Origin of the sequence: Gottschalkia acidurici 9a (assembly GCF_000299355.1) — a bacterium.
In the GTDB taxonomy this organism is placed as follows: Bacteria; Bacillota; Clostridia; order Tissierellales; family Gottschalkiaceae; genus Gottschalkia; species Gottschalkia acidurici.
In genome coordinates this window covers 2,029,868-2,043,287 of the sequence record NC_018664.1, presented here as the reverse complement: position 1 = coordinate 2,043,287, position 13,420 = coordinate 2,029,868, and the positions used below count along the sequence as shown (strand labels likewise).

General features: G+C 31.7%; 10 protein-coding genes and 1 riboswitch. Of the genes, 7 read left to right on the top strand and 3 right to left on the bottom strand.

Features of this window, described 5'->3' with window-relative positions:
• The first annotated feature begins 1 nt into the window (after position 1).
• The 7 genes from CURI_RS09740 (at position 2) to CURI_RS09705 (ending at position 10,230) form a co-directional block, all read left to right on the top strand.
• The gene (locus CURI_RS09740; protein ID WP_014968087.1) at positions 2–754 is read left to right on the top strand and encodes a type 1 glutamine amidotransferase; all 753 of its coding nucleotides are present in this window, start codon (positions 2–4) and stop codon (positions 752–754) included.
• A 943-nt stretch (positions 755–1,697) separates the two neighbouring features.
• Positions 1,698–1,799: riboswitch (purine riboswitch) on the top strand.
• Between the two features lie 244 nt (positions 1,800–2,043).
• The gene (locus CURI_RS09735; RefSeq protein WP_014968086.1) at positions 2,044–3,369 is read left to right on the top strand and encodes an NCS2 family permease; all 1,326 of its coding nucleotides are present in this window, start codon (positions 2,044–2,046) and stop codon (positions 3,367–3,369) included.
• Positions 3,370–3,485: 116 nt separating this feature from the next.
• Positions 3,486–4,760, top strand: coding sequence for a guanine deaminase (gene guaD, locus CURI_RS09730; protein ID WP_014968085.1), 1,275 nt, complete (start codon positions 3,486–3,488; stop codon positions 4,758–4,760).
• 40 nt (positions 4,761–4,800) lie between these two features.
• Positions 4,801–5,667 carry an FAD binding domain-containing protein gene (locus CURI_RS09725; RefSeq protein ID WP_014968084.1) on the top strand — a complete coding sequence of 289 codons (867 nt, stop codon included), beginning with the start codon at positions 4,801–4,803 and terminating at the stop codon, positions 5,665–5,667.
• Positions 5,668–5,679: 12 nt separating this feature from the next.
• Positions 5,680–6,165 carry a (2Fe-2S)-binding protein gene (locus tag CURI_RS09720; RefSeq protein ID WP_014968083.1) on the top strand — a complete coding sequence of 162 codons (486 nt, stop codon included), beginning with the start codon at positions 5,680–5,682 and terminating at the stop codon, positions 6,163–6,165.
• Positions 6,158–8,539, top strand: coding sequence for a xanthine dehydrogenase family protein molybdopterin-binding subunit (locus CURI_RS09715; protein ID WP_014968082.1), 2,382 nt, complete (start codon positions 6,158–6,160; stop codon positions 8,537–8,539). The genes CURI_RS09720 and CURI_RS09715 overlap by 8 nt, the downstream gene beginning before the upstream one ends.
• 521 nt (positions 8,540–9,060) lie before the next feature.
• Positions 9,061–10,230 (top strand): dicarboxylate/amino acid:cation symporter, encoded by a 1,170-nt coding sequence (locus tag CURI_RS09705; RefSeq protein WP_014968081.1) that lies wholly within the window; start codon positions 9,061–9,063, stop codon positions 10,228–10,230.
• An 856-nt stretch (positions 10,231–11,086) separates the two neighbouring features.
• Here the strand turns inward: CURI_RS09705 and CURI_RS09700 are convergent.
• The 3 genes from CURI_RS09700 to CURI_RS09690 all read right to left on the bottom strand — a co-directional run bounded on the left by CURI_RS09700 (position 11,087) and on the right by CURI_RS09690 (position 13,265).
• On the bottom strand, positions 11,087–11,770 hold the full coding sequence (locus CURI_RS09700) for an FMN-binding protein (RefSeq protein WP_144276020.1): 684 nt from the start codon (positions 11,768–11,770) through the stop codon (positions 11,087–11,089).
• A gap of 287 nt (positions 11,771–12,057) precedes the next feature.
• Entirely contained in the window at positions 12,058–12,435 is a 378-nt protein-coding gene (locus tag CURI_RS09695) for an HsmA family protein (protein WP_014968079.1), read from the bottom strand.
• Positions 12,436–12,599: 164 nt separating this feature from the next.
• The gene (locus CURI_RS09690; RefSeq protein WP_041701750.1) at positions 12,600–13,265 is read right to left on the bottom strand and encodes a hypothetical protein; all 666 of its coding nucleotides are present in this window, start codon (positions 13,263–13,265) and stop codon (positions 12,600–12,602) included.
• Positions 13,266–13,420: the final 155 nt, after the last annotated feature.

Genomic DNA, 13,420 nt, shown 5'->3' with positions numbered 1-13,420 from the left:
AATGGATAATAAGATAATGGAAGTAAACATATGCCACCTATATCCAGATTTATTGAACGCATATGGCGATCTTGGAAATATTTTAACCATCAAATATAGAGCTGAAAAGAGAGGTATCAAGGTTAATATTACCAACATATCTATTGGAGATGACTTTGATCCTGATAAATATGACATCGTATTTTTCGGTGGTGGACAAGACTACGAACAAGAGATAGTATCGGAGGATCTTATCAATACAAAAAAACTTGCACTTAGACAATATATAGAGGAAGAAAAGGTATTGTTAGCAATCTGCGGTGGATATCAACTTCTAGGTAAGTATTACACTACAGCTAAAGGAGAAAAGTTGCCTGGTGCTGAAATTCTTGACTTCTACACGGAGAGTGGAAGTACTAGATTCATAGGAAATACTGTTATATACAATGAAGAGCTGGATGAGACTTATGTTGGTTTTGAAAATCACTCAGGTAGAACTTTTATAGGTAATATGAAACCTATAGGTAAAATTGTTGTTGGTAACGGTAATAATGGTGAAGATGGTACTGAAGGATGTATATACAAAAATACTTATTGCACATATTTTCATGGTTCGTTATTGCCAAAAAATCCTGAGATTGCAGACAGGCTTATAAGGAATGCTCTTGAAAAGAAATATGGTGAGAAAATACATCTTGATGAACTTGATGATGATATTGAGTTAAAAGCTAAAAACTTTATAATAAACAGGGAAAAACGAGCAGCAGTTAAATAATCATTTTATTTAGAGTACCTATACTATGTGCTATAACATACTTTTCGCTATTGAAATTAAATAGAATTAAGATTATTACTAGGAACGTTTATTAAAGATGATAGATAGTAGAATCGAGAAGAGTATTATCAAAATAAAGTATAGGAAAAAATTAAGGGATACTTAAAAGCAAATATAAGTAATATCTAATTGTACTTATTTCCATTTAACTATAGTTGTTTAATACAATTAAATTTATATAATAACCATTATTAGCCAGTTGGGTAAAAAGATTCGACTGGCTTTATTTATTTATATACTTGAACTACGCCAACTTATATGAGTTGGCGTAGTTCAAGTATATAGAGAAAAAATATAGAGTTTAAATAAGTAGGTTAAATAGAAAAGTCGAAGAAAATAAACATAATGCTATTGCAACAGAAGATAATATAATAATTTCAACTAATCATATACTACACTTATATTCTCATATATAAAGTATATGATTAGCTAAAAAAATAGAATGAAAAATATTTAATAGATCTAAAAATGGGTATGAGTATGTTAAATAATCTAAGATTAGCTTTATCTGTTTATGTTTATTATGTAATTATAATATTGTAAGAAATGATATAAGACGATTAAATAAAGAAAATAGCTATACTAAAAAAGTATAAAAAAATTAAAAGCATATGGAGATAATTTATAGTTGTATATGTGTTTATTGATTAAGGTAATAGATACGTGTTAGTTTAATTTATAATTTTTAACCCTTAAAAGGAAATTAAGAGTTCTATTTAGTTTTATGCAACCGTTATTTAATTCAATAAATTATAATTATTGGAAGGTTGAGTCTGAGTAGCTTTTGCGATATCATAGACAATGTATAAAATTTCTTAAAGAGGATAATTAAAAGAAATTGACATACAAAGAATACTACTGTAAAATGGATTTAAATAATATGATGAAAAATAAATATGATTCTTGTATATCCTTAGTAATATGGTCTAAGAGTTTCTAGCGGGTTACCTTAAATAATCCGGCTACAAGAATAACCACAGCTTAAAATTGCTATTTTTGGGTTATTCTTGTAGTCGGATTTTTTTATTTTCACAAATAGAAAATCTAAGAATAACTTAGAGAGAGTAATAGCATAATGTATTTTAATAAAATATGAATATTCATAATAATAATTTATAAGGAGAGGATAATATAAAAATAAGGGGAATTTAATGTCATGATGAAAACGTTATCACGAAATGAAGGCTTATTTAAATAACAAAAACTAATATTAACTGGAGGTATTTAAGATGGAAAATAATAATTCTTTTTTAGATAGGCGCTTTAAGCTTACTGAAAGAAACACTAGTGTTAGAACTGAGATAATTGCTGGTCTTACAACTTTTATAGCAATGTCTTATATCATTTTTCTTGTTCCAGGACAGTTTTTAAGTGTGGCTGGAATGCCGCTTGAAAGTGCAACAGCTGCAGTTATACTTTCATCTGCATTTTCTACACTTCTTGTTGGAATTTACGGGAATCTACCAATAGCTATGGGACCTGGTTTAGGACTTGGAGCAATGTTTACATTTGTATTGACCGGTAGTATGGGTCTAAACTGGCAAACTGCTCTTGGAGCTGTATTTGTTTCAGGAATAGTTTTATTCATACTTGCAATAACGAATATAACAAAGGCGATTATTGATGCAATACCTAAAGTACTTAAATCAGCTATTGGTGTGGGGATAGGTTTATTTATATCTTTTATAGGGTTTAAAAGTGCCGGAATAGTTGTTGGTTCAGAAAGTTCACTTTTAGCACTTGGGGATTTAGCCAACCCATCAACATTATTATCTATAATTGGACTTATAATAATGTGTGTACTTATGGCTAGAAATGTAAAAGGAGCATTTCTTATCGGAATAGCTGCAACTACTATAATTGGAATGATAATGGGAGTAGCTCCTACTCCTAAGGGTATAGGTGATATCATATCATTTGTTCCAGCTCTTCCGATAGATACATTTGGACAGCTAGATATTATGGCAGCTATAGGCTATGGAATAATTTCAATAATATTCACTATAACTATAGTTGATCTTTTTGATAACATAGGAACTTTGATAGCTGTTTCATCAAAAGCAGGATTAGTTGATGAAAACGGAAACCTTCCAGGAATAAACAAAGGACTTATAGCTGGAGGGATTAGTGCTATAGTTGGTGCAATATTTGGAAGTTGTACAGTTACATCATACCTTGAAAGTGCATCAGGAGTTGCAGAAGGTGGTAAAACAGGCTTAACATCTGTTACAACAGGACTTCTATTCTTAGCAGCACTATTCCTTACACCACTTGCGGGATTAGTTCCTGGAGCAGCTACAGCACCTGTACTAATGATACTTGGAGCACTGATGATTGGAGAGGTTTCTAACATAGACTTTAGTGACTTTACAGACGCTCTACCTTCATTCCTTACAATTATAATGATGCCTTTAACAGCTAGTATATCAGAAGGTATGTCATTTGGTTTTATATCATATGTTATAGTAAAAGTTGCTGCAGGAAAAGCAAAAGAAGTAAATCCTATAATGTATATACTTGCAGTTACATTTATAATACATTTACTAATGCTGTAAATATATATTTAATATTTGGAAACCTGATAAAAGAGCTTTTAATAGTTGTCATCAGAAGACTAACTTTGAGTAAATTATTATAGTTCTTTAAAAACTTAAAAGTTAATAGACTAGGAGTGGCAGTTTTGAAAATATTAAAAGGTAATATAATTTATACAGCAACAAAAGAAAAATTTGAGATACATGAGGATAGTTATCTTATTGAATCAGATGGATTAGTAAAAGGAATATTTAAAGAGATTCCAAAAGAATATAAAAATGTAGAAGTTGAAGATTTTGGAGATTCGCTTATAATTCCAGGATTTGTAGATATGCATTTTCATGCTCCTCAATTTCAAAACCTTGGACTTGGTTTAGATGAAGAGCTTATGCCTTGGCTTAATAAATACACATTTCCGGAAGAAGCAAAATATGGTGATGAAGAGTATGCTAAGAGACTTTATACTAATGTTGCTAAAGCGCTTTGGAGAAACGGTACAACTAGGGTAGTTCTTTTCTCAACGATTCATAAAAATGGAACTGATGTTTTAATGGACGTAATAGATAAATCAGGGATTGGGGCTTATATAGGAAAAATAAACATGGATAGGAACTCTCCAGATTTTTATATAGAAGATACAGATGAATCACTTAAGGTTACAGAAGAATGGATTTTAGATACTAAAGACAAATATAAATTAATAAAACCAATAATTACACCGAGTTTCGTTCCTGCTTGTACTGAAAAGCTTATGAAAGGGTTATCGGATCTTTCAAAAAAATATAATGTTAAGATTCAGAGTCACCTTTCTGAAAATGAAGGCGAGATTGAATGGGTTAAAGATCTTCATCCAGAATATAATTCATATGCATCAGTATATGATGGAATGGGTCTTTTAAATGATAATACTGTAATGGCTCATACTGTTCACAGCACAGATGAAGAAATAAAGCTTCTTGCTGAGAGAGGAACTGTTTCAGCTCACTGTCCTAACGGTAACTATAATCTATCATCAGGAATAATGCCCGTGAGAAGATTTCTAGAATCTGGAGTGAAAGTAGCACTTGGAAGCGATGTGGGAGCAGGACATCAAGTAGGAATATATAAAGTTATGAGTCAAGCAATTGAAGCTTCTAAAATGAATAGGGTTTATGTTAACCGTGAAGAAAAGCCATTAACTACATCAGAAGTATTCTATCTAGGTACTAAAGCTGGAGGAGAGTTCTTTGGAAAAGTAGGTTCTTTTGAAAAAGGATATGAATTTGATGCTCTAGTTATAAATGATGATAATTTAGGTGATAAAGACTTTAGATGTGTAGAAGAGAGATTACAAAGATTTATATATATAGGGGACGATAGAAATATTGTAAGACGTTATATAGCAGGAAAAGAAGTTGGTGAACCCAAATAAAATAATATAATTTATCAAAATTAAGAGAGGAGGATCAGATGTGAAAATATCAAATATAATTAAGGCTTATAATATAAATGAAGTAACTCAAGCACTTAGTGAAAATAAAGGAAAAGCAACTTTAATTGCAGGTGGAACAGATATTATGATTAAACTTAGATCTAAAGAGGTTTCACATTCTGTTCTAATAGATGTTTCAGATGTTGCTGAAATGAAAAATATAAATATTTCAGACGATGAGATAACAATTGGAGCTGCAGTTACGTTTACGGAAATTGTAAGTTCAAATGAGATTAAGAAGGCTTTACCCGGACTATGGGAAGCATGTAGTCTTGTAGGAGCTAAGCAGATAAGAAACACTGGTACTATAGGGGGGAATGCTGCTAATGGGTCACCAGCAGCAGATTCTATACCACCATTACTAGCACTTGGGGCGAAAGTTGTAATTGTATCTAAGTCAGAAGAAAAAATAATAGATATTGATGATTTCTTTTTAGGAAAAGGAAAGACAGCATTAGAGGAAGATGCTGTTATAAAAGAATTTATAATTCCTATGTATGGAAAGAAATTTAGAATAATAGGATTCGATAAATTAGGATTGAGAAATGCTCTTGCTATATCTAGAATTAGTTCAGCAGTTTCGCTTGAAGTAGAAGATAGTATTATAAAAGGTGCTAAGGTAGCATCAGGTGCACTCGGAACCATCCCTACTGTTGAAAAGAAAATGGGAGAGTTTTTAGTAGGAAAGCCATTGAAAGAAGATACTATCAAAGAAGCTTCAGACTATTTTTCAGATATAGTTGCTGAAAGGTTAAAAGGTAGAAGTAGTGCAGAATTCAAACAGGAAGCAGTAAAAGGCGTAATAACAAAAGCTCTTGATAAAGCATTTAAGCAGATTGAAATTTAGGAGGTAATAGAAATGTTCGATTTAAAGATAACTGTAAATGGAATTGATTATGAAAAACAAATTAATCCTGATATGAGGCTTCTTGACTTCATACGAAATGACCTTGGATTAACAGGAACTAAGGAAGGTTGCGGAGAAGGTGAGTGCGGAGCTTGTACAGTTATTGTTGATGGAAAGGCTGTCGACTCATGTTTAATGCTTGCAGCACAATGCCATGGTAAAAAAATCGAAACTATTGAAGGTGTTGGGAAAGGTGGAGAACTACATCCAGTTCAACAGTCATTTCTAGATAATGGTGCAGTACAATGTGGTTTCTGTATTCCTGGAATGGTTCTTTCGGCAAAGGCTCTTCTAGATAGTAAACCGGATGCCTCAGAAGATGATATAAAGGAATGTGTATCAGGAAATCTATGTAGATGTACAGGGTATGACAAGATGTTTAAAGCAGTAAAAGACGCTCAAAAAGTATATAGAAAGGAGATGAAAAACAATGGCTGATCTAAAACAAGTTGGTAAAAGTATAATAAGACGTGACGGAGTTGATAAGCTTACAGGTAAAGCTATTTATCCAGAAGATATCATAATGGAAGACATGGCATATGGTGCAACTGTAAGGTCACCTTATGCTCATGCCAAGATAGTTGCCATAGATACGAAAAAAGCAAAATCTGCTGATGGAGTTTTAGAAGTATTTACGGCCGACGATGTGCCAGGAGAGAATGCTCATGGAGTTCTATATAGAGATCATAATGTGTTTTGCAAAGAAAAAGTAAGAAGAATAGGCGATCCTGTAGCATTCGTAGTTGCAGAAACACAGGAGCAAGCAAGAGATGCAGCTAAACTAGTTGAAGTAACCTATGAAGAACTACCGGCAATATTTAGTCCTGAAGAAGGATTGAAGTCTGATGCACCAGTAGTGAATGATTACTCTGATAGATTCTTTTTTTACGATAAAGATATGAATACTGTCTATGAAAAACCAGAGAATATCCCATATCCTAATTTAATATTCAGATATAAAGGAAGAAAAGGCGAGTGCGAGTCTGAATCAATATGGAAAGAATGTGCGGCAATTGCTGAAAGTGAGTTCAACTCTCCGTTCGTAGAGTCTGCTTTTCTTCAGCCTGAAAGTGGTATAGCCTATGTGGATGAGAATGATAAAATTGTAGTTACAGTATCAACACAATACATGCACTTTGATAGAACAGAGATAGCAGAAGCTCTTAATGTAGATGAAAAAAGGGTAAGGGTTGTTAATCCAGCGATTGGTGGTGCATTTGGGGCTAGAGAAGATATCAGTCTACAGATACATCTTGCAATTGCTGCTTTAAGACTTAGAAGACCTGTAAAGGCCACGTACACAAGAGAAGAATCTTTCTATGCTCACTCTAAGAGACATCCTATGAAAATTAAAGCAAAAATGGGTGCCAACAAAGAAGGTAAGCTTATCGCTTTTGAAGCTGAGATTTATTCAGATTCTGGAGCATATGCATCGTGGGCTATAAATATTACAAGAAAAGCTTGCGTACATGTAACTGGACCTTATCAAATCCCGAATGTTAAAGTAGACGGCTATTCAGTTTATACTAATAATCCATTTGGAGGAGCAATGAGAGGATTTGGGGCTACGCAGGTTCCTATAGTTAGTGAAACATTGATAGATATGTTAGCTGAGAAGCTAGATATAGATAAGTTTGAAATAAGAAAGAAAAATATATTTAGAGTTGGTAGTGAGACAGCAAATGGTCAAATAATTACTGAAAGTTGTCCTCTAGATGTATGTATTGATACTGTAGAAAAAGCTATGGGTAAAGAAAATATCGATAATAAATCTAATAAATCATATATAAAGAAAGGTAGAGGAATAGCAGCAGCTTGGTATGGAACTGGATATGGAAATGGATTTCCAGACGTGTCAGTAGCTGATGTCGAGCTTCTTAAAGATGGAAGTGTACTTCTTAGAGTTGGAGCAGCAGAGGTTGGACAGGGTGCAAAAACTGTCATGCCTCAGATAGCAGCAGAGGTTTTAGGAATGGACCCGTCTGAGATAAAAATATCTTCAGAAGATACTGAAGAATGTGAAGATTCAGGAACAGCCGCTGCTACAAGACAAACTTATAATACAGGAAATGCCGTTAAGTTAGCTAGTGAGAAATTCAAAAGTGAGTTAATAAAAGAAGCAGTAAAGCTTATAAACAAACCACTTCCTGAATTAGCTAGACTTAATTCAAATCATAAATTTAAAGTAGAAAATGGTGAGGTCTATCTTGAAATACTTCCAAAGATGAGAGTAACTTTAGCAGAGATAGCAAAAAACTTAGCAGAAGAAGGAAAAAATCTTAGAGTTAGAGAGTCCTTTACTGCTCAAACGGTAATGCTTGATGACAATGCATATGGAGCACCGTATTGGCCATATACATTTAACTCATATGGAGTTGAAGTTGAAGTAGATACACTTACAGGTAGGGTTCAATGTACTGATGCTTGGTGTGCTCAAGACGTTGGAAAAGCTGTAAATCCTATATTAATAGAAGGACAAATAGATGGTGGATTTGCTATGGGACTTGGGTATGTCTTATATGAAGATCTTGGAGTAAGTAATGGAAAAATAAAAAACAACAAATTTAGTAAGTATATAATACCTACAGCGATGGATATGCCGAATATAAATAAATATATAATCGAGTCTCCTGAAACCTCAGCACCATTCGGAGCAAAAGGTATAGGGGAGCCTGTTATACTTCCAGTTGCGCCTTCAATAGTTAATGCTATATATGATGCAGTTGGAATAAGATTAACTTCATTACCCGTAACTCCAGATAAGGTATTAAAAGCATTGAAGGAAAAAGAAGAGAATGAAAGTAAGAAGTAGATTAAGTTACTAATTAAATATTAGATAAAAAATCTTTAAATATCAGCTTTTAGCTTTATAATAAATAGAATTAATATACTGTACAGGAATATTAAGAATATATAAATGAAGGTTATAAACACGTGGTAGATATAGACTTAGAGCAAATCTTCGATACAGTAAACTATATAACTACCATAGTACTCTTAAAAATTAAAGACGATTTTTAATTAGTTTTATATAAACATGATTTAATACTAAAATTATTATTACTGACCAGTTGAATTGAGGATACTTTCAACTGGTCTTATTTGTTTTGGAGGATTAATTCTCTTCATGCTTGGACATACTATAAGAGATGATGGAGAGCAGGTACTCGGAGATATAGAGACGGGTGACTTGTCTCAGTCTACAGTTCAACGGTTAAAAATTATTACATATATCAACTCCACACAAAACTTATGTTTAGCCCCCGAATATAGAGGTATCATATATATTACAATCATAAATAACAAAAAATACTGAAGAAAGGAGTCTTAAAAATGAGTGATAAAAAGTTTAAATTAGGATTAATTCCAAGAATAGTTATAGCAATAGTTCTTGGAATTATAATAGGCAGGTATCTACCACACGGTTTTACTAGGATCTTTATAACTTTTAGCTCCATTTTTGGCAATTTTTTAGGGTTTATTATACCTTTACTCATTATAGGTTTTGTCACGGCAGGTATTGCTGACTTAGGAAGTGGTGCTGGAAAACTGTTAGGAGTAACCGTAGGAGTTGCCTATGTATTTACTTCAATATCTGGATTTTTTGCATTCTTTGTAGGTAAGGCACTACTAGGTAAAATTATAACTTCAAAAGCCACTGATATTATAACTGGTGCAGAGGTATCATTAAAACCATTCTTTACAGTAGAAATTCCACCAATCACTGAAGTTACAACTGCATTGTTCTTGGCATTCTTATTAGGACTTGGAATTTCTGCTACGAAAAGTGAAACTTTAAAGAAGATGTCTTTTGAATTTCAATCCATAATATCTAAAACTATAAATGCAATTATAATACCTCTTTTACCAGTGCATATCTTAGGAATATTTGCAGATATGTCTGCATCTGGTGAAGCATTTACAATACTGTCTGTATTTTGGAAAGTTTTCATATTGGTAATAATATGCCATCTTTTGATACTAGTATTTCAATTTACAGTTGGAACTGCAATTTCAAAAAAGAACTTACTCTATTGCCTAAGAAGTCAAGTTCCTGGGTATCTAACAGCATTAGGAACTCAATCTTCAGCAGCTACTATACCTGTTAACCTTGAATGTTCTGAAAAAATGGGAATCTCCAAGGGAATTAGAGATTTCGTAATTCCTCTTTGTGCTACCACTCATATGTCTGGTAGTGCCATAACACTAACTCTTTGTGCTATGTCTGTTATGATGTTACATGGCTCTGCAATAGAATTTTCAGCATTTTCTGGATTTATAGCTATGTTAGGCATATCCATAGTTGCTGCACCAGGTGTTCCAGGTGGTGCTGTTATGGCCGCATTGGGAGTATTAAAAATATTTTTAGGGTTTGACGAATCTATGATCTCATTAATGATAGCACTATATATAGCTCAAGATAGTTTTGGTACAGCTGCTAATGTTAGTGGTGATCAAGCCGTTGCAATGATAGTAGATACCTTTAAAAGTAAATTAACATAATAATATAGAATAAGAAACAGAAGATTCATGACCCAGTATAACCTTATAATTAAGATTATACTGGGTTAGCTTTTTCCCTAATTGGTATTTCCTCACATAGTCTTTGCCGGAAGTTAACTGTATCTAAAATCTATATTCATATGATTCTTCATAAGCATAGTGTTCCATCAACTTTTCTTCTTAATTAAAGTGGTACTTTGTATATTCCACAAGCCTGTAAATTTCATCCAAGACTTTATTAGAAGAATCTTACTCATAATAGTTATTAAGCATCTCTTTAACATTATTTCCTATCTCAAAAAGCCTTTGTTGATATACAAAAAGGCATATAAAAACTTCGAAAGATGTTAAAATTTCAATAGAAATAATCTATAATGATACTTGTGTCTATAGATTATGGGAATAGATGAGTCCTGGTGTGCTCTCTAGTCTTCAAATCTTGATAAGGGGTTTTTAGTTGGTTTTAGATAGTGACGATTGAATTTGAAAAGTGATGATTATTAGCTAGTTGGGTCGAAGTGACTTTCAGCTGGCTTTATTTGTTTCTGGATAATAGTTGGTATTAAGGCGGCGAGATGACGGCGAAGTTGATTTCTGGGACGGCGTAGAGATCTAACTGTTTAAGTAAAGAATATGTGGATAGATACGTTTAGTTAGACTTTGTTTAAGATAATCTTAGGTAAACTGTATAATAAGTTACGGAGCATGATTTTAGTATAGAATCATAGTTTATTTTAGACTGAAATATTATCTAATAATCATACAAATAAAAGGTTCTTAGTGTGTCAATACTAAGAACCCTTTGTAATTAAAGAATAAATTAATTCTGATAATATAGCTTTTAATTTATATACGGTTACTTTTTAGCTTTAGATAAGGCATTTTCCACAGATTCCATAATTCCCTTTGAAGAATAAGTTGAGCCACTTAGTGTATCAACATCATATGATTGTTTATCTATTATTTGCTTAGGAATATAATCAAAAGCTGGTGTATAAAATATTTCACCTACTTCATTATGACTAACTATTGATATCTCATCTATTACTCCACCATTTATAGTCACTAGAACTTTAAGGTCTGGTCTATATCCATAGCCAGTACCTTCGTATACTCCATCTTTATAATCATTGCTTATATTGATATTATCTATATTTATTTTAGGATTTAAGTCTGATTTAATACTATTGAAAATTCTATCAAACCCAACAAACCCTCCGATTTCAAATATGTGTAATACTGTAATAACAATAAGTAAGACTGTTAACTCTCTATGTCTTTGTACCCATGTCTTTCCGAGTCTTTCCCATGTTTTTTTATCAATAAATGTATGCCATAAAAGTAGCCATATTATCAGATCAATTGTTCCATAATTAAAGCTTATAATTGAATATGAGGAAAGAACGCCATGAATAAATGATGATATTAGAAATAAGTATCCTAAGTTAATGTGATTTTTTCTTAAAAGCTTATTTATTTTTATTAATAAATCTTTATTACAACATTTTTGTATTTTTTTTGTAGAACTTTGATTAGCCATGTTATGCTTAGGAGTATTGCTGATATTACTGATATCCACGCAAATAAAATATTGAAAAATAAAGTCATAAGACCTCCTGATGTTTTTTAGGTAATACTATATTACTACTTTTTATTTGTTTCATATTTTTTTGCACCTATATACACAAGTTTTACAGAAATTTAAAATCAATATAATCTCAGTATAATGAAAAAGGTATATAAACCGTATTCTTTTGAATACTTTCATGGCTTCTTCTTACAAACTAATTTAAAGTCTACTGAATGAGGATTTAGAATACAACTAGATTATGCATTCATACCTATCAACATACCTAATATATAAGGAACTAACCATATAGCCCAAACAACTATACTAAATTTATGGAATATTTGCTTTGCTTTTTCATCATCTTTTCTTAAAATAATTGTTGCCCATATAGCATGGAATGCCATAAGTAATAAGGCTATTAAACCAGTTATTCCATGTAAATTAAAACTAAATCCTCCACTAGATATTTTACTCATTATAGTAGTACCTATAGTATCACATATAAATCCCATCCAAAATATTATCGCATGCCATTTCAGTAGCGTTCCTTTTTTCTTTTCTCCAAATACGCCTATTGTGTAGAATATAAGTGCTAAAGTTATAAAGATCATTGCACTAATTAATAATGTAGACATAAAAATCCTCCTAATATTATTATTTGAACATTGTTCATTGTAAGATAGATAAAAAATATATAATAAAAATAGAACTCTAATCTGAGAAATCCCTTTTGTATAACGATATATATGGTGTTAGTATAAAAGTGTAGGTATATTAATCCTAACTAAGTAAATATTTATTATTTACTTAGTTTTTTAAACTCTTTATACCCTATTAAGACTACCCAAACGTATGCTAATGTTTTAGGTATCATAAGCATTCCAACAAGGAAGTTTTCAGAAGCCCAAATTACAACTGGTGCGTAGAATCCGAAGGATAATAGCACAGCTATACCAAGGTTTTTGTAATCTTTATCTCTATTTTTAGCCCCATAACTATATAAAAGATAAATCATAATAAGTCCCATAATTGTAAATGGAATATTTCTATATATACCCCAACTAATTGGTGGATTGTTTACAAACCATTGGTTTTGAGGGAATAGACAAAGAATAATTCTTAAACCTGCCAATACATACATTACTAGATCTAATGATTTTGAATTTTTTACATTAAATTTAATTTTCCAAATCTTATAAAGAATTAGATAGAAGATTGTCATAGTTATTGATGTAACTAACTTACCAAATCCTAGTGCCGCTGCATTATTTTCTAGACCAGTAGTTAATAGCGCGTATATCCTTGGTATAAGGTGGAATGAATCACCAAATCCCAAAATTACTGCCATAGCACCAAATAGTTTAAAGTATTGATTGCCTTCTGATTTAGTTAACATTTTTATTCCTAAAGTAATTACTGTAGTTAAATAAACTACGTGAAAGATTGGCTCCATAATTGCTTGCATAAATTATCCTCCTTAATTAGTGATTTTTGAATTAAAATACGTTTTTATGATATAAATTTACTATATGCATATTTAATTCATATAAAATCCATCTTAAATTCATCTTAAATAAACTTATATCTAGTTGGGTGTATGATATAATTTAAAAAATAAAA